Here is a 17,028-nt window from a genome sequence, read left to right on the forward strand (position 1 = left end):
AAATGCGGACGGATGGTGAATGCCGGGCGGGGTGGACGATTATTTCGACCAGCGACGGGACCAGGTAAAGCCCCTGGTCAGCGCCCCGCCAAGCCCTTTCCGAGGAACAGCCATTCGGATTTCAGGGCCGCATATCCGGGCTTGATCACGTCATTGATCATTGCCAGTCGTTCATCGAAAGGGATGAATGCTGACTTCATAGCATTGACCGAGAACCACTGCATGTCGTCGAGCGTGTAACCGAACGCCTCGACAAGGTGCTCGAATTCCCGGCTCATGGTGGTGTGGGACATCAGCCGGTTGTCCGTGTTCACCGTGGCCCGGAAGTGCAGCTTCCGCAGCAGCCCGATCGGGTGCTCGGCGTAGGAGCTGGCGGCGCCGGTCTGGAGGTTGGAGCTGGGGCACAGCTCCAACGGGATGCGCTTGTCGCGGACGTAGGAGGCCAGTCGGCCGAGGGTGACGGTCCCGTCGTCCCGCACCTCGATGTCGTCGATGATGCGGACACCGTGTCCGAGCCGGTCCGCGCCGCACCACTGGAGGGCCTGCCAGATGGAGGGGAGCCCGAACGCCTCACCGGCGTGGATGGTGAAGTGGTTGTTCTCCCGCTTGAGGTACTCGAAGGCGTCCAGGTGCCGGGTGGGCGGGTAGCCCGCCTCCGCGCCCGCGATGTCGAAGCCGACGACGCCCAGGTCCCGGTAGCGGTTGGCGAGTTCGGCGATCTCCAGGGCGCGGGCGGCGTGCCGCATGGCGGTGAGCAGGGCGCCCACGCGGATGCGGCTGCCGTTCTCCTGGGCGCGCCGTTCACCTTCCCGGAAGCCCTCGTTGACGGCCTCGACGACCTCTTCGAGGGTGAGTCCGGCGGCGAGGTGCTGTTCGGGGGCGTAGCGGACCTCGGCGTAGACGACACCGTCCGCGGCCAGGTCCTCGGCGCACTCGGCGGCGACCCGGACCAGGGCGTCGCGGGTCTGCAGGACGCCGACGGTGTGCGAGAAGGTCTCCAGGTACCGCTCCAGGGAACCGGAGTCGGCGGCATCCCGGAACCAGACGCCGAGCTTCTCCGGGTCGGTCTCGGGGAGGTGGGTGTAGCCCGTCTCGCGGGCCAGGTCGACGACGGTGCCGGGGCGCAGGCCGCCGTCGAGGTGGTCGTGCAGCAGGACCTTGGGGGCGCGGTGGATCTGGTCCGGGGTCGGGGAGTTGGCTGTCCTGGCGCCCGTCCTCGCGGTGTCGGTCGGGTCAGTCTGGCTCGTCATTTCCGCACTCTAACTCCTACGCGCGTAGATCGCTCGTTGTACAGTTCCGCCGATACGTAACAGTGACCCCGCGGACGGGTCGCGTACACCGGCGCTTCTGACACTGTTCTGTCATGGCACAGCAAGCGACGGCGGTTCGCAGAGCCCGGCTCGGGCGGGCGTTCGGTCCGGAGCCGACGGCGGTGAGCGGCGTGGCGCTGCTGCTGCCCGGCGGCGACGAGGTCTCCGGCCGCAGGCCCTCTCCCCTGCTCGCGACCGCCTCCGTACGCGCGTTGGGGCGACGGCTGGCGCGGGTCGGCCACGCGGAAGGGCTCGCCGTCCATGTCGTCCACTACCGCTACCGCGGCTGGAACGGCAGCGAGGCGCATCTCGCGCAGGACGCCACGTGGGCCGCCGACGAGGCCGTACGCCGCTATGGCGACGTCCCCCTCTGCCTCGTCGGGCGTGACATGGGCGCACGGGCCGCGCTGCACGCGGGCGGGCACGAGGCCGTCGACTCCGTGCTGGCGATCGCGCCCTGGCTGCCGGAGGACGATGTGGCGGCGCCGCCCGAGCCGGTGAAGCAGCTCGTGGGGCGGCGGGTGCTGATCGTGCACGGCACGAACGACGAACGCACCGACCCCGAGCTGTCGTTCCGGCTGGCGGCGCGGGCGAAGAAGGCGAATCGGGAGGTGTGCCGGTTCGAGGTGCACTCCGATCGGCACAGGCTGCAGCAGCACCGCAGTGAAGTGCTCGCGCTCGCCGAGGACTTCGTGATGGGGACGCTGTTCGGGCGGGCGTTCTCGCGTCCGGTGCGGGACGCGTTGGCGGCGCCGCCGCCGCTGGGGTTGCGGATGCCGCTGGCGGCGGGGTTCGGGGGGAGTTGGGGGCGCAGGTAGCCGTCGGTCACGGCAGCAGGTTGCCCCTCCTGGAGAGCAGGAACTTCTTGAACGCGGCCACCGGTGGGGTGTCCGGGTGACCCTCGAGCCAGGCGACGCCGATCTCGCGGGCCGCGCGGGGTGCGGTGACGGTCAGTTCGACGACGCCGGGGCGGGCCACGGCCGGGGGCGGCAGCAGCGCCACGCCCAGGCCCGCGGCGACCAGGCCCCTGAGCGTCTCGGCCTCCTCGCCCTCGAAGGCGACGCGCGGCTTGAAGCCCGCCTCCTTGCACAGGTCGTCCGTGATGCGGCGCAGGCCGTAGCCGGGTTCCAGGGTGACGAAGGCCTCGTCGGCGGCCTCGGCGAGGCGGACGCGTCTGCGGGCGGCGAGGCGGTGGTCGGCCGGGACGACGAGGCGCAGCTTCTGCTCGTCGAGGCGGCGGGCGACCAGGTCGGGCGCGGCGGGGACCGGGGAGGTCAGGCAGAGGTCCAGTTCCCCGGCGCGCAGGCGTTCGAGCATGGCCTCGCCGTAGTTCTGGACGAGGCTGAAGCGGACGCGCGGGTGGTCGGCGCGGAACGCCTGGATCAGGCCGGGTACGGTCTCGGCGCCCATGGTGTGCAGGAAGCCGAACGCGACCTTGCCGGTGGCCGGGTCGGCGTCGGCGCGCACCTCCTCGGCGGCGCGGGCGACCTCGGCGAGGGCGCGTTCGACGTGGGTGAGGAAGGTGCGGCCCGCGGAGGTGAGGGAGACGGTACGGCCACGGCGGGTGAACAGGTCCACGCCGAGGTCGTGTTCGAGGCGGACCATGGCCCGGGAGAGCGTGGACTGGGGGACGTTCATCTCCTGGGCGGCACGGGTGACGTGCTCGGTGCGGGCGACTCCGGCGAAGTGGGCGAGGCGGGGGGCGAGGCGGGCGACGATGTCTTCTGCGTCACCTGTTGTGTCACTGGTTGGTGACAGGCGGGGCCGGGAGCTGGGTTGATGCGTCACGGGAACGATTATGGGGGTTCTGTGCATTGGACGGATGAAAGGGAGCGTACGTACCTTCGAGGCATGTCTCCCGCCAGTACCGGGGCGTCCACGGTCGTGGCCGCCACCTCCGCCCCTGTTCCCTCCTCTCTTGTCGACGACCGAATGGCGCCGGGCGGACCCGGTTACCGTCGGATGAGCTTCGCGTTGTTCCTGGCCGGGGTCGCGACGTTCGCGCTGCTGTACTCCACGCAGGCGCTGCTGCCGTTGATCTCCGGGGAGTTCGGGGTGACGGCGAGCGCGGCGAGCTGGACGGTGGCGGCGGCGACGGGTGGGCTCGCGCTGTTCGTGCTGCCGATGAGCGCGCTGTCGGAGCGGTTCGGGCGGCGTGCGGTGATGACGGCGTCCCTCGCGGTGGCGGTGGCCGTGGCGGTGGTGGTGCCGTTCGCGCCTTCGCTGCCGGTGCTGGTGGCGTTGCGGGCGGTGCAGGGCGCGGCGCTGGCGGGGCTGCCCGCGTCGGCGACGGCGTATCTGGCGGAGGAGGTCCGGCCGAGGGCGCTGGTCACGGCGATCGGCCTGTTCGTCGCGGGCAACAGCGTCGGCGGGATGAGCGGCCGGGTCATCACCGGGTGGGTCGCGCAGGAGTGGGGCTGGCGGGTCGCCGTCGGGGTGATCGGGGTGCTCGCGGTCGTCTGCGCGGTGGCGTTCCGTCTCCTGCTGCCGACGCCGCGGCACTTCGTGGCGGGGTCGCTGCGGCCGGGGGTGCTCGTGCGGACGGTGCGGGAGCATCTGGGGAATCCGTTGCTGCGGCGGCTGTACGCGATCGGCGCGCTGTTCATGACGGTGTTCGGCGGCATCTACACGGTGATCGGCTACCGCCTGACCGCCGAGCCGTTCTCGCTCCCGCAGGGTGTGGTGGGCTCGGTCTTCCTCGTCTACCTGGTCGGTACGGTCTCTGCCTCCACGGCCGGTCGGCTGGTGGGACGCCTGGGCCGCAGGGGCGCGCTGTACCTGTCCGGCGGGACGACCGCCGCGGGCCTGCTCCTCTCCCTGGCCGACTCCCTCGGCGCCGTGCTGCTGGGCCTGGTCCTCATCACCGCGGGCTTCTTCGCGGGCCACGCGGTCGCCTCCTCGGCGGTCAGCAAGACGGCGACACGGGGACGCGCGCAGGCCTCCGCGCTGTACCAGTCCGCGTACTACATCGGCTCCAGCGTCGGCAGTACGGCGGGCGCGGTGGCCTTCCACGGCGGGGGCTGGGCAGGCACGGTGGCCGTGGGGCTGACGGCGGTCGCGGGGGTCGTGGCGATCACGGCGGCGGGGTCCCGGGCGGCGGCTCGGGGGGCGGCTCGGGGGGCGTAGGGCGGGGGTGCGCCCACCCGCCCCCGGCGGCCACCCCACCACACTCACCCCTCCCCACCAGCCACTTCCCCTCTGCGGACGCCATTGTCAGTGGCCTGCGGTAGCTTCCAAGGTGCCGGGCGCGAAGACGCGCGACAGGGATGCCACAGGGGTGGGTGGACGCACAATGAGCAACGGCACGGCGACGACGACAGACCTCGAGCAACAGCTCGAGAAGTACCGCGTCGAGCTGACCGGTTACTGCTACCGCATGCTCGGCTCCGCCTTCGAGGCCGAGGACGCGGTGCAGGACACGATGGTCCGCGCCTGGCGGAGCTACGAGAAGTTCGAGGGGCGCTCCAGCCTCCGGTCATGGCTCTACCGCATCGCGACGAACGTGTGCCTGGACCTGCTCACCGCGGGCAACAAGCGCGCCAGACCGATGGACCTGACGGCGGAGGCCACCCCGCTGGCGCAGGCGGCGCTGTCGCCGCGCCCCGATCACACCTGGCTGGAGCCCATGCCCGACACCCGTGTGCTGCCGACGACCGCGGACCCGGCGGAGGCCGCCGTCGCCAAGGAGTCGGTGCGGCTCGCCTTCATGGCGGCCCTGCAGCAACTGCCGCCCAAGCAGCGCGCGGTGCTGATCCTGCGCGAGGTGCTGGCCTGGAAGGCGAGCGAGGTCGCCGAACTGCTCGGCACCACGGTGGCGTCGGTGAACAGCGCCCTCCAGCGGGCCCGCGCCACCCTCGCCGAGCGGGCGGACAGCGGCGCCGACGCGTCCGTGTCCGATCCGCTGGACGAGGAGCAGCAGAAGCTGCTTGAGCGCTATGTCGCCGCCTTCGAGGGGTACGACATGACCGCCCTGACGGCACTCCTGCACGAGGACGCCGTCATGACGATGCCGCCGTTCGACCTGTGGCTGCTCGGCCCCTCGGACATCACCGGCTTCATGACGACGCTGGGGGCGGCGTGTGCCGGGTCGCGACTGCTGCCGGTGCAGGTGAACGGGCTGCCCGGGTTCGCCCAGTACAAGCCGGACGAGGAGGCGGGCGGCTTCACTCCCTGGGCGGTGCAGGTGCTGGAGATCTCAGGAGGGCGCATCACCGGTTTCCACTGCTTCCTGGACACCGAGCGGTGGTTCCCGCTGTTCGGGCTGCCCCTCCACCTCGAAGCGGAGCCCGACCAGATCGAGGAGCGCGCGTAGCGCCGGATCGGGACCCCGGAGACGGATGCGGCCCCCGGCCCGTTTCGCCGTCAGTTGGAGGCGGGCCAGGAGGTCGACCGTGGTGAGGCCGGGTGGGCCCAGTCCCGCGACGTCGCATACGACGACTCTGGCGCCGGTCCCCTCCAGTCGCGCCCGTACGTCGTCACACAGTCCCGTCACCTCGTCCCTGGTGACGGGGCCTACGAGCACGAGTACGGCGGGTGTCTTGGCGTCCACGACCGGTAGACCGGGGGGACGCCTTGAACTAATCGGCGGGGAACTCCGACGTGTCGATGACCAGGTCGAAGGGGGCGGGGAGCTTGATGGCCTCGCCGAACTTGGCCGTGCTCAGCGGGCGGTACACATCGCCCTTGGGTTCTCCGTAGAGCGTCGCCGTGGCGCCTTCGGGGGCCCAGCGGTCGACCAGGAGGTAGAGGGGAATCCCGGCCACGGCGTAGGCGGCGGGTTTGCTGATGCGGTCATGCCGGGCGTTCGATTTGGAAGTGATCTCCACGACCAGTTCGGCCAGGGACGCCGGGATGTGGTTCTCCGCCTCGCCGCACAGCGGAACCGGGGCAACGACCAAATCCGGGATGAACATGCCCAGGCGGGAGGGCACGGCGATGGACAGGGTCTGGAAGATCCCCCAGTCATCGGGGATGACGGAGTAGAGGCGACGCTGGATTCGGTCCGCGATCAGGTTGTGGTGGGTCGCGGGAGCGGGTGACACGGTGATGATCCCCTCGATGATCTCCACCTTGCTGCCCTCAGGCCATTCCATCTCCTCCCAGAACTGAACCAGGTCGTCCCAGCTCTGCCCGGGGTCGTGGCCGACGGTGAGTGCGCTCATGGCGGTCTCCTTATCGGTGCGTCACCGAGTCCAGCATGCCGAACGGGATCGGCGGTGGTCCACCGATCCCGTTCACCCGACTGAGGAAAACCGCAGGTCAGGCGATACGTTCCAGCACTACGGGGGACGCCGTGAAGTCGGTTCCCGGCGCCGCGATGTCGTAGGCCCCGGTCAGGGATTCCAGGGCGTACGCGAAGCGTTCCGGGGTGTCCGTGTGGAGGGTCAGGAGGGGCTGGCCCTCGGTCACGGTGGCGCCGGGCTTGGCGTGCATCTCGATGCCCGCGCCCGCCTGGACCGGGTCCTCCTTGCGGGCGCGGCCCGCGCCCAGACGCCAGGCGGCCACTCCGATGTCGTAGGCGTCGAGGCGGGTGAGGACGCCCGACGCCGGTGCCTTGACGACGTGCTGTTCGCGGGACGTGGGCAGGGGGGCGTCCGGGTCGCCGCCCTGGGCCTGGATCATGCGGCGCCACACGTCCATCGCCGAGCCGTCGGCCAGGGCCTTCGCCGGGTCGGCGTCGTGGATGCCCGCCGCCTGGAGCATCTCGTGGGCCAGGGCGAGGGTCAGTTCGACGACGTCCTTCGGGCCGCCGCCCTGGAGGACCTCCACCGACTCGCGGACCTCCAGCGCGTTGCCCGCCGTCAGACCCAGGGGGGTGGACATGTCCGTCAGGAGGGCCACCGTACGGACGTTGTGGTCCGTGCCCAGGCCCACCATCGTGGCGGCCAGTTCGCGGGCGTCCTCGATGGTCTTCATGAAGGCGCCGGTGCCGACCTTGACGTCCAGGACCAGGCTGCCCGTGCCTTCCGCGATCTTCTTGGACATGATCGAGGAGGCGATCAGGGGGATGGCCTCCACGGTTCCGGTGACGTCGCGGAGGGCGTAGAGCTTCTTGTCGGCGGGGGCCAGGCCGTCGCCCGCCGCGCAGATCACCGCGCCCGTACCTTCCAGAACGGCGAGCATCTCCTCGTTCGAGAGCAGTGCCTGCCAGCCCGGGATCGACTCCAGCTTGTCCAGGGTGCCGCCCGTGTGGCCGAGGCCCCGGCCGGAGAGCTGGGGGACCGCCGCGCCGCAGGCCGCCACCAGGGGGGCCAGCGGGAGGGTGATCTTGTCGCCGACGCCGCCCGTGGAGTGCTTGTCGGCGGTGGGGCGGGAGAGGGCGGAGAAGTCCATGCGCTCGCCGGAGGCGATCATCGCGGCGGTCCAGCGGGCGATCTCGCGGCGGTCCATGCCGTTGAGCAGGATGGCCATGGCGAGCGCCGACATCTGCTCGTCGGCGACCTCGCCGCGCGTGTACGCGTCGATGACCCAGTCGATCTGTTCGTCACTGAGTTCGCCGCGGTCCCGCTTGGTGCGGATGACGGAGATGACGTCCATGGCCATGGTGTTCCTTCCGGGTGGTTCAGGAAGTACGCGGCCCCTCCGGTCTTCCGGAGGGGCCGCTCGGTGCTACTGCGTGAGGTGGTCCGGGCCGAAGGCCTGGGGCAGCATCTCGGAGAGCGGCAGGATGCCCGCCGGGGTCTCCAGGAGGAGGTCCGGGCCGCCGTGCTCGTACAGGAGCTGGCGGCACCGGCCGCACGGGACGAGGATGTCGCCCTTGCCGTCCACGCAGGTGAAGTGGGTGAGGCGACCGCCGCCGGTGCGCTGCAGTTCCGAGACCAGGCCGCACTCGGCGCACAGGCCCAGGCCGTACGAGGCGTTCTCCACGTTGCAGCCGGAGACCGTGCGGCCGTCGTCCACACGGGCCGCCACGCCGACCGAGTAGCCCGAGTAGGGGGCGTAGGCGTGGGTCATGGCCTCGCGTGCCACCTCGCGCAGGGCGTCCCAGTCGGCCGCCGTCACTTGCCCTGTCCCTTCCGGTAGGGCAGGCCGTCCGCCTTCGGCATCCGCAGGCGCTGCGCCGAGAGGGCCAGGACCAGGAGCGTGATGACGTACGGGGTGGCGGAGACGACCTGGTTCGGGACCTCGTTCGTGCCCGCGTACCAGGCGAAGACCGCCGCGCCGACGATCAGCGTGATCACCGCGTGGACGTACTTCCTGCGTACGGCGAGGTAGATCGCGCCGATCAGCAGGAGCAGCGCGCCCAGCAGGAGGAGCGCGTGGACGTTCTCCGAGCCGCCGCGCAGGTTGAGGCTGTCGGTGTAGCCGAACAGGCCCGCGCCGATCGCCAGACCGCCCGGCATCCAGTTGCCGAAGATCATCGCGGCGAGGCCGATGTAGCCGCGCCCGCTGGTCTGGCCCTCCAGGTAGAAGGGGTTGGCGACGATGGAGAGGAAGACGCCGCCCAGACCCGCCAGGGCACCGGAGATGATCACGGCGATGTACTTGTACTTGTAGACGTTGACGCCGAGGGACTCCGCCGCCACCGGGTTCTCACCGCAGGACCGCAGCCGCAGGCCGAACGGGGTGCGCCACAGGACGTACCAGGTGCCGGGGATCAGGGCCACCGCGATCAGGGTCAGCCAGGAGACGTTGGTGACCAGCCCGCCGAGCAGGCCCGCGATGTCGGAGACGAAGAACCAGCCCTTGGCGTTCAGATCGCGCAGCCAGTCGGAGAGGCCCGGCACCGTGAAGTGGCCGAGGGACTCCACGGGCGGGGACTGCTTGGCCGAACCGCCCTGGTGGCCCTCGAAGGCGAGGGGGGCGAGGTAGCGGGTGGCGCCGAGGGCGAGGATGTTGATCGCCACACCGGAGACGATGTGGTTGACGTTGAAGGTGACGGTGACGAAGGCGTGCACCAGGCCGCCGATCGCGCCGCCCGCGATGCCGACCAGGATGCCCGTCCACGGGCCCCACTGGAATCCGGCCCAGGCACCGAACCAGGTGCCGAGGATCATCATGCCCTCGAGGCCGATGTTGACCACGCCCGCGCGTTCGGCCCAGAGGCCGCCGAGGCCCGCGAGGCCGATCGGGACCGCCAGCTGGAGGGCGGTGGACATCTGGCTGACGTTGGTGATGCCGTCGGCGCCGGTGATCAGGCGGACGATCGAGGTCAGCGCCAGGGCTCCGGCGATGACCAGGAGCAGGACCGGCATGGAGAGGCGGCGGCCGGTGGGCGCCGCTGGCGTCAGCGTCGGCTGGTTGACGTCGGTCGCTGAGGTCGGCGCGGTCATCGGCCAGCCACCTCCTTCGTGGTGTTGTTGTCGGCGCCCAGGACGTTGCCCGCGGCCAGTTCGGCGCCGACGTGGCGCTGCTGGCGGCGCAGGCCCCATTCGCGTACGGCCTCGTAGGAGACGACGACGGCGAGGACGATGATGCCCTGCATGATCACCGCGATCTCCTTGTCGTAGCCGTGGAAGTCCAGCTCCGGCGAGGCCTTGTCGAGCCAGGCCCACAGCAGGGCGGCGAAGGCGATGCCGACGGGGCTGTTGCGGCCGAGGAGGGCGATGCCGATACCGAGGAAGCCGATACCGGTGGGGAAGTTGAGGCTGTAGGTGTGGGTGCCGCCCATGAGGATGGGCAGGCCCGCGAGGCCCGCGACACCGCCGGAGATCAGCATGGCGGAGAGCACCATGCGCTTGGGGTCCACACCGCTGGCCGCGGCGGCGGTCGACGAGGCGCCGGAGGCACGCAGGTCGAAGCCGAAGCGGGTGCGGTTGAGGACGACCCAGTAGCCGATGCCGAGGAACACGGCGAGGAAGACCAGGCCGTAGATCTCGCCCGCGGCGCCCAGGTCGATGCCGGGCACCCAGCCGGACTCGTGCATCTCGCCGGTGGTGTTGTTGTTGCCGACCTTGACGCCGAAGACGTCGGGGAGCCAGAGGTAGGCGATGACCGAGGTGGCGATCGCGTTCAGCATGATCGTCGCGACGACTTCGCTGACGCCCCGGGTGACCTTGAGGATGCCCGCGATGCCGGACCAGAAGGCGCCGGTGAACAGTGCCGTGAGGATCAGCAGCGGGATCTGGAGGGCGGCCGGGAGGTTCATGTGGGCGCCGACGATGGCGGCCATCATGGCGGCGAGCTGGTACTGGCCGTCGACGCCGATGTTGAACAGGTTCATCCGGAAGCCGATGGCCACCGCGAGCGCCGCGATGTAGTACAGCGAGGCCTGGTTGATGATCAGGACCTGGATGTCGGAGAACGTGGCCTGCTCGAACATCAGGCTGTACGGCTCGACCGGGTTCTTGCCCGACGCGATCAGGACGATCGAGGTCAGGGCGAAGGCCACGGCCAGCGCGATGACCGGACCGGCCACCGTCAGGAGCAGCCGCTCCTTGTCGAACTTCTTCATCAGCGGGCCTCGTCTTCCGGAGACTCGGGGGCCTTGGCCGGGGTCTCGGGGGTCTCTTCGTGTTCGAGGTGTCCGGAGGCCGCGCCCGTCATGGCGGAGCCCAGCTCCTCCGGGGTGATGGTGGCCGGGTCGGCGTCCGCGACCAGCCTGCCGTTGTAGATCACCCGGAGCGTGTCCGACAGGCCGATCAGCTCGTCCAGGTCGGCGGAGATCAGCAGCACGGCCAGGCCCTCGCGGCGGGCCTCGCGGATGTGGTCCCAGATGGCGGCCTGGGCGCCGACGTCCACGCCCCGGGTGGGGTGGGCGGCGATCAGGAAGCGCGGGTTGCTGCTCATCTCGCGGCCGACGATCAGCTTCTGCTGGTTGCCGCCGGACAGGGAGGCGGCCGTGACGTCGATGCCGGGGGTGCGGACGTCGTAGTCCTGGACGATCCGGCGGGTGTCGGCCTGGGCCGCCTTCGGGTTCAGCCAGACGCCCTTGGCGTTGGGGGCCTCGGTGACATGGCCGAGGATGCGGTTCTCCCAGAGGGGGGCCTCCAGGAGCAGGCCGTGGCGGTGGCGGTCCTCGGGGATGTAGCCGATGCCCTGCTCACGGCGCTTGCGGGTGGCCCAGCCGGTGATCTCCTCGTCGGCGAGGGTGATCGTGCCGGAGTCGGCGCTCTTGAGGCCGATGAGCGCGTCCACGAGTTCGGTCTGGCCGTTGCCCTCCACGCCCGCGATGCCGAGGACCTCGCCCGCGTGGATGGTGAAGGTGATGTCGTCCAGGAGGGCCTTGCCGCCGGGGGCCGCCAGGCGCAGCTTGTCGACGGTGATGACCGGGCGGTCGGTGACCGTGGACTCGGCGGTCTCGGGGGTGGGGAGTTCGCTGCCGACCATCATCTCCGCGAGCTGGCGGGGGGTGGTCTCGGCGGGGATGGCGGTGCCGACCGTGGTGCCGCGGCGGATGACGGTGATCTCGTCGGCGACGGAGAGGACCTCGCCCAGCTTGTGCGAGATGAAGATGACCGACAGGCCCTCGGCGCGCAGCTCGCGCAGGTTGGCGAAGAGGGCGTCCACCTCCTGGGGGACCAGGACCGCGGTGGGCTCGTCGAGGATCAGGGTGCGGGCGCCGCGGTAGAGGACCTTGAGGATCTCCACGCGCTGGCGGGCGGCGACGCCGAGTTCCTCCACGAGGACGTCGGGGCGCACGCCCAGGCCGTAGCGGTCGGAGATCTCCTTGATCTTGCGGCGGGCCTTGGCGCCGATGCCGTAGAGCTTCTCGCTGCCGAGGACCACGTTCTCCAGGACCGTGAGGTTGTCGGCGAGCATGAAGTGCTGGTGCACCATGCCGATGCCACGGGTGATGGCGTCGGCGGGCGAGGAGAGCGTGACCTGCTCGCCGTCGATGGTGATGGTGCCCTCGTCCGGCTTCTGCATACCGTAGAGGATCTTCATCAGCGTGGACTTGCCGGCGCCGTTCTCGCCGACGAGGGCGTGGACGGTGCCCTTGCGGACGCTGAGGTGGATGTCGTGGTTGGCCACGACGCCGGGGAAGCGCTTGGTGATCCCGGCGAGTTCGACGGCGGTCTGCTGACCGTTGACCGCCGCTCCGGCCGGAGGGCTGCTGGACGCGTTGATGGCGCACACTCCTGGGGACGGGGGTCGTCTACGCGCGTAGCGCCCCTACGGCATTCAAAGGGGCGACGCACCGCTGACAACGGGGTACGGGGAGCAAGCCTCCCCGTACCCCGTTGAGCGGACGTAACCCCGCGGTTACACGCTGCTCAGGGTCTTGCTCAGTCAGCTCGACTTGACCTTGATCTCGCCGCTGATGATCTTCTCCTTGGCCGTCTCGATGGCCTTCTGGAGGTCGGCGTCGTCCTTGAACACGGGGTTCGAGTCCGACAGGCCGACCTCACCCGTCTTCAAATCGCCCTTGACGATACCGGTCGCGGGGCTTCCGTCCTCGACCGACTTCGCCAGGTTGTAGACCGCCTTGGCGACGTCCTTCATCGCCGAGGTGAGGATCGAGTCCTTGTACGCGGCGAGGGCTTCCTGCTTGTACTGGTCGGAGTCGACGCCGATCGCCCACACCTTGTTGGCGGCGGCGGCCTCGATCACGCCCTGACCGGAGAGACCGGCCGCCGCGTACACGACGTCGGCCTTCTTCTCGATCTGGCCCTCGGCGGCCGTCTTGCCCTTGTCGGGGCTGGAGAAGCCGCCCTCCTCCGCCGTCTGGGTCAGGTACTGCGAGAGCACCTTCGCCTTCGGGTTGGTGTCCTTCACGCCCTGCTCGAAGCCCGCCTGGAACTTGTGGATCAGCGGGATGTCCACGCCGCCCACGAAGCCGACGGTGTTCGTCTTGGTGGACTTGGCCGCGGCGACACCGGCCAGGTACGAGGCCTCCTCCTCGGAGAAGACCAGGTCGGCGACGTTGTCCGCCTCGATGGTGGAGTCGTCGACGATGCCGAAGGTGGTGTTGGGGTACTTGGCGGCGGCTTCCTTGACGGCGGTCGCGTACGCGTAGCCGACGCCGACCACCGGGTTGTAGCCCTGCTTGGCCAGCGACGTCAGGCGCTGGGTCTTGTCGGCGTCCGTCTCGCCCTCGGTGGGCTCGATGTCGGCCGTCTCGTAGCCGAACTCCTTCTTCGCCTGCTCCAGGCCCGCGTACGCGGCGTCGTTGAAGGACTGGTCGCCCTTGCCACCGACGTCGTACGCGATGGCGAGACCCTTGTCGCCCTTCGACTCCGAGGAGGCGCTCTCGGAGGAGGTGCCGCCACAGGCGGAGAGGGCGAGGGCCAGAGAGGCGGTCGCTGCGCCTGCGACGGTGATCCGGGAAATCCGGCGCATGGTGGTGCTCCTGTCGTACTAGCGGGTCCGGGGAAGGCACGGGGGTAGCCCGCCCGTCTCCGGGGTCGCATAGCGCCGGACGGTTCAGCTACGGCGCTGGCTTCGTCGCAGATTAACGCGCGTAGACAAGCCTGAAAACCCCTTCTGTCCGCCTTGTTATGTCCCCGTGTTCAAGGGGGCCTGAGGCCTTGGTCACAGGGTTGCGGTGGGCGCAGGGTGGGTGGCGGTGGGTGATACCGGTGCCGGGCGGGGACGGGCCGGAGGCCCCGCTTGCGCGAGGCCGTCCCGCCGGGGGCTCCCGCGCGTGCCGCCCGCCGTGACGGTGTGGGCCCTCGGGCTCAGGCGGGCGGTGCGGAACCCTCTCGGGAGGCGTGGCAGGCGCAGCCGCAGCGGGGCTGGAGGAGGATGCCGCCGCCGTGGGGAAGCGGGATGTCCTCGGTGCGGCGGCAGTCGGCGTGGAGGGTGCGGTACTCCGGCCGCCGCGTCGCCAGCGCGCACTCCGCGGACCGTTCCGCCGGGGGCGCGGTCACGCCAGCTCGCCGCGGGAGCGGGCGTTGGCCGCGGACACTCCGGCGCGGAGGGCTTCCGCCGGGGAGACCGGCCGGAGGTTCTCCGGGTGCGCGTCCCACTCGGTGCCGCCGCCGATGGGGCGCAGTTGCGCGTACGGGCCGAGGAAGCCCATCACCTTGCCGATCCGGTTCGCCTGGGCGTCCCGGACCGTGTCCCCGATGCGGGGGGCGGCCTCGGTCGGGTCGTTCATGGTGTCGACGCTCCTTCGCGGAGTGGGCCACAGCCCCGGGCCGGTCACACGGTCGCGGGGTCCTTGCTGCGCTCCATCCTGGCCACGCGAAAGGGCTCTGCTGTTGACCAGTTGGCAACAGCAGAGCCCTTGACGCAGAGTAGCGGGCGCGCTACACGCCGCACCACTGAGCGAACGCGACGACGGGATCCGGGGCCTTGGCCCGTGCCCGTAGGAGAGTCGACACCGTCTCGTGTACGGACGGCTGGTAGCGCGTCTGCTGGGGTGCCGCCTGCCGCGCGTTCTGGAGCGACCTGATCGCGTCCTCCGGCCGTGCGGTCCACGCCTCGGCGCGTGCTCGGTCGGTCCAGTAGTGCGCCGCCCGCGCGGCCGGGTAGTCCTCCGGCAGGCGCACCTTGCGGGCCTGTTCCAGCGCCCTGGCGTGCCGGTCGCGGTCGCTCGCGGCGGCCATGCCGTGGATCGCCACGTTGACCGGGCCGAACACCAGCCCGTAGTCACGGGTCTCGCCGGTGTCGCGTGCGATACCGGCAGCCTCGCTCAGCCATCCGTCGGCCTGCTCGGCGTCGCCTTGGCGGCTGGAGAGGATCGCGCCCTTGAGGTGCAGGGCACCACGTACGGCGCGTGTTGCGCGGTCGCCGTCGTCATCCAGGTCGCGCAGCGCCTGCCGTACGAGGAGTACCCCGCGGTCGTGCCGGGCGGCGTCCGCCATGAGTTGAGCGCGGTCCCATCGTTCGATGGCCACCTGCCTGGGGTCACCGGAGTGCGGCGCGGCGCTGGCCATGCGCGCGAGCGCCAAGCGCGCGAGGTCCAGGTAGCCGATCTGGCGGCCCACGACATACACGGTGCGGCAGATCTCGGCCTGGAGCCAGGCCGCCTGTTCACGGTGGCGGCCGGGCCGGTCGTTGAGCAGGAGGTGTGCGTTGACCTCGGCGATCAGCGCCGGGAGTTCGGCGGCGATCTCCATGAACTCGGCCCGCGCACGTCGCCCGGTAAGGCTCTGCACATCCTGCTGAAGATCGGGGAGGCTGCGGGGCGGCGGATCGTCGTGGCCAAGCGGGATGTCCCAGTCGTCCAGCGCGGTACCTATCGGCGTGATCAACTGGTCGAGCTGATCGGCTTGGAGCATGCGGATGTAGGGCTGGCCGTGCAGGACGCCGATGGTGACGCCGAGCGCCCGGGACACTGCCGAGACGATCGCTGGACTGGCGGGCCGGTCGCCGCTCTCGACGCGGGACAGCATGGACGGCGACACGTGCGCGCGCCGCGCCAGCTCCCGGAGCGAGTAGCCGCGCAGCGCCCGAACCTCGGCGATGCGCGCCCCGATTCCGCCGATGCTGGTAACGGTGGACCGTGGCATGGTGACTCCGTTCCGAACTCGACACTCAGAACGGTACCTTCGGCACTGCCGCGAGCGCCGCGCAGCAGAAGACCCCGCCGCCCCAACAGGCGGCGGGGCCCAGTGACCCGTACCCCGGCCCTACTCGGTCTTGACCTTGATGGAGCCGTCGATGATGGCCTCCTTCGCCGTGTTCACGGCGTCCTGGAGGCCCTCGATCTCGGCGAACTTCGGGTTGGAGTCGGACAGGCCCACGCCGTCCACCTTCAGGTCGAAGGTCTGGACGCCGGTCAGGGGCTTGTCGTCGTTGACGGACTTGGCGAGGGCGTAGACCGCGCCGCCGACGTCCTTGAGGGCGGAGGTGAGGATGTAGTCCTTGTACGCGGCGAGGGCTTCCTGCTCGTACTGGTCGGAGTCGACGCCGATGGCCCAGACCTTGGCCTTGGCGGCGGCCTCGATGACACCCTGGCCGGAGAGACCGGCGGCCTGGTAGACGACGTCGGCCTTCTTCTCGATCTGGCCCTCGGCGGCGGCCTTGCCCTTGTCGGGGCTGGAGAAGCCGCCCTCCTCGGCGGTCTGGGTCAGGTACTGGGAGACGACCTTGACCTTGCCGTCGCTGGTGTCCTGGACGCCCTGCTTGTAGCCCGCCTCGAACTTGTGGATCAGCGGGATGTCCACGCCGCCGACGAAGCCGACGGTGTTGGTCTTGGTGGCCTTGGCCGCGGCGACACCGGCGAGGTAGGAGGCCTGCTCCTCGGCGAAGACCAGGGAGGCGACGTTGTCGCCCTCGACCACGGAGTCGACGATGCCGAAGGTGGTGTCGGGGTACTTCGCGGCGACGGCCTCCATCGCGGGGCCGTAGGCGAAGCCGACGCCGATGACGGGGTTGTAGCCCTGCTTGGCGAGGGAGGACAGACGCTGCTCCTTGTCGGCGTCGGTCTCGCCCTCGGTGGGCTCGATGTCGGCGGTCTTGTAGCCGAACTCGTCGCGGGCCTTCTCCAGGCCCGCGTACGCGGCGTCGTTGAAGGACTGGTCGCCCTTGCCGCCGATGTCGTAGGCGATGGCGAGACCGAGGTCCTCCTTGCCGCCGTCGCCGCCGCTGCCACCGTCGTTGTTCTCACTGCTGGTACCACCGCAGGCCGTGGCGGCGAGCGCGAGCGACGCGACGCCCACCGCGACACGGGTCAGTTTGGATATCCGACGCATCGTGAAGTTCCCCATTCTCCAAAGCCCCGCAGTGGGCGCTCGGTTCGGCGCACATTAACGCGCGTAGACACTCCTGGGAACGGGGTGCCGCAGGGCCGTTATCCATTCGTGCCGATGGCCGGTTACGTCCCCGTGAACCACCGGATCGAATGGGGTGTATAGGACAAGGTGCGCGCGCTGGGGCGCCACGCGCA

General features: G+C 70.4%; 17 protein-coding genes. 3 read left to right on the forward strand and 14 right to left on the reverse strand.

Annotation, left to right across the window (positions count from 1 at the left end):
- Nucleotides 1-77: 77 nt before the first annotated feature.
- Nucleotides 78-1,250, reverse strand: a complete 1,173-nt coding sequence (locus ACFVQG_RS21055; RefSeq protein ID WP_383385252.1) for an adenosine deaminase — start codon at nt 1,248-1,250, stop codon at nt 78-80.
- A gap of 113 nt (nt 1,251-1,363) precedes the next feature.
- Here ACFVQG_RS21055 and ACFVQG_RS21060 point away from each other — a divergent pair, with 113 nt between their 5' ends.
- Nucleotides 1,364-2,128 (forward strand): alpha/beta hydrolase, encoded by a 765-nt coding sequence (locus ACFVQG_RS21060; protein ID WP_383385255.1) that lies wholly within the window; start codon nt 1,364-1,366, stop codon nt 2,126-2,128.
- Nucleotides 2,129-2,135: 7 nt separating this feature from the next.
- Here the strand turns inward: ACFVQG_RS21060 and ACFVQG_RS21065 are convergent, their stop codons facing one another.
- Complete coding sequence (locus ACFVQG_RS21065) at nt 2,136-3,098, reverse strand: LysR substrate-binding domain-containing protein (RefSeq protein WP_383385258.1); 963 nt, start codon at nt 3,096-3,098, stop codon at nt 2,136-2,138.
- 63 nt (nt 3,099-3,161) lie between these two features.
- On the opposite strand from ACFVQG_RS21065, the gene ACFVQG_RS21070 reads away from it, so the two are divergent.
- Together ACFVQG_RS21070 and ACFVQG_RS21075 are read left to right on the forward strand one after the other, a co-directional pair.
- Entirely contained in the window at nt 3,162-4,436 is a 1,275-nt protein-coding gene (locus tag ACFVQG_RS21070) for an MFS transporter (protein WP_383385260.1), read from the forward strand.
- A 166-nt stretch (nt 4,437-4,602) separates the two neighbouring features.
- A complete protein-coding gene (locus ACFVQG_RS21075) occupies nt 4,603-5,622 on the forward strand; it encodes a sigma-70 family RNA polymerase sigma factor (RefSeq protein WP_383385263.1) in 1,020 nt (339 codons plus the stop codon).
- On the opposite strand, the gene ACFVQG_RS21080 is transcribed toward ACFVQG_RS21075, so the two are convergent.
- The 12 genes from ACFVQG_RS21080 to ACFVQG_RS21135 all read right to left on the reverse strand — a co-directional run bounded on the left by ACFVQG_RS21080 (nt 5,506) and on the right by ACFVQG_RS21135 (nt 16,834).
- Nucleotides 5,506-5,892, reverse strand: coding sequence for an STAS domain-containing protein (locus ACFVQG_RS21080; protein WP_383385590.1), 387 nt, complete (start codon nt 5,890-5,892; stop codon nt 5,506-5,508). The genes ACFVQG_RS21075 and ACFVQG_RS21080 overlap by 117 nt on opposite strands.
- Entirely contained in the window at nt 5,888-6,472 is a 585-nt protein-coding gene (locus ACFVQG_RS21085) for a Uma2 family endonuclease (RefSeq protein ID WP_383385265.1), read from the reverse strand. The genes ACFVQG_RS21080 and ACFVQG_RS21085 overlap by 5 nt, the downstream gene beginning before the upstream one ends.
- A 97-nt stretch (nt 6,473-6,569) precedes the next feature.
- Nucleotides 6,570-7,853 (reverse strand): thymidine phosphorylase, encoded by a 1,284-nt coding sequence (locus ACFVQG_RS21090; protein ID WP_383385268.1) that lies wholly within the window; start codon nt 7,851-7,853, stop codon nt 6,570-6,572.
- A gap of 66 nt (nt 7,854-7,919) precedes the next feature.
- The gene (locus tag ACFVQG_RS21095) at nt 7,920-8,312 is read right to left on the reverse strand and encodes a cytidine deaminase (RefSeq protein ID WP_383385271.1); all 393 of its coding nucleotides are present in this window, start codon (nt 8,310-8,312) and stop codon (nt 7,920-7,922) included.
- Entirely contained in the window at nt 8,309-9,583 is a 1,275-nt protein-coding gene (locus tag ACFVQG_RS21100; protein WP_383385273.1) for an ABC transporter permease, read from the reverse strand. The genes ACFVQG_RS21095 and ACFVQG_RS21100 overlap by 4 nt, the downstream gene beginning before the upstream one ends.
- Nucleotides 9,580-10,704: an ABC transporter permease gene (locus tag ACFVQG_RS21105; protein ID WP_383385278.1), complete on the reverse strand. Its 1,125-nt coding sequence runs from the start codon at nt 10,702-10,704 to the stop codon at nt 9,580-9,582. The genes ACFVQG_RS21100 and ACFVQG_RS21105 overlap by 4 nt, the downstream gene beginning before the upstream one ends.
- Nucleotides 10,704-12,329 carry an ABC transporter ATP-binding protein gene (locus tag ACFVQG_RS21110; RefSeq protein WP_383385280.1) on the reverse strand — a complete coding sequence of 542 codons (1,626 nt, stop codon included), beginning with the start codon at nt 12,327-12,329 and terminating at the stop codon, nt 10,704-10,706. The genes ACFVQG_RS21105 and ACFVQG_RS21110 overlap by 1 nt, the downstream gene beginning before the upstream one ends.
- Nucleotides 12,330-12,482: 153 nt before the next feature.
- Entirely contained in the window at nt 12,483-13,532 is a 1,050-nt protein-coding gene (locus ACFVQG_RS21115; RefSeq protein WP_383385282.1) for a BMP family protein, read from the reverse strand.
- Between the two features lie 338 nt (nt 13,533-13,870).
- Complete coding sequence (locus ACFVQG_RS21120) at nt 13,871-14,062, reverse strand: hypothetical protein (RefSeq protein ID WP_383385285.1); 192 nt, start codon at nt 14,060-14,062, stop codon at nt 13,871-13,873.
- The gene (locus ACFVQG_RS21125) at nt 14,059-14,292 is read right to left on the reverse strand and encodes a hypothetical protein (protein ID WP_383385288.1); all 234 of its coding nucleotides are present in this window, start codon (nt 14,290-14,292) and stop codon (nt 14,059-14,061) included. The genes ACFVQG_RS21120 and ACFVQG_RS21125 overlap by 4 nt, the downstream gene beginning before the upstream one ends.
- Before the next feature lie 151 nt (nt 14,293-14,443).
- On the reverse strand, nt 14,444-15,649 hold the full coding sequence (locus ACFVQG_RS21130) for a helix-turn-helix domain-containing protein (protein ID WP_383385291.1): 1,206 nt from the start codon (nt 15,647-15,649) through the stop codon (nt 14,444-14,446).
- 120 nt (nt 15,650-15,769) lie between these two features.
- A complete protein-coding gene (locus ACFVQG_RS21135) occupies nt 15,770-16,834 on the reverse strand; it encodes a BMP family protein (protein ID WP_383385293.1) in 1,065 nt (354 codons plus the stop codon).
- Nucleotides 16,835-17,028: the final 194 nt, after the last annotated feature.

Origin of the sequence: Streptomyces sp. NPDC057877 (assembly GCF_042796855.1) — a bacterium.
In the GTDB taxonomy this organism is placed as follows: domain Bacteria; phylum Actinomycetota; class Actinomycetes; order Streptomycetales; family Streptomycetaceae; genus Streptomyces.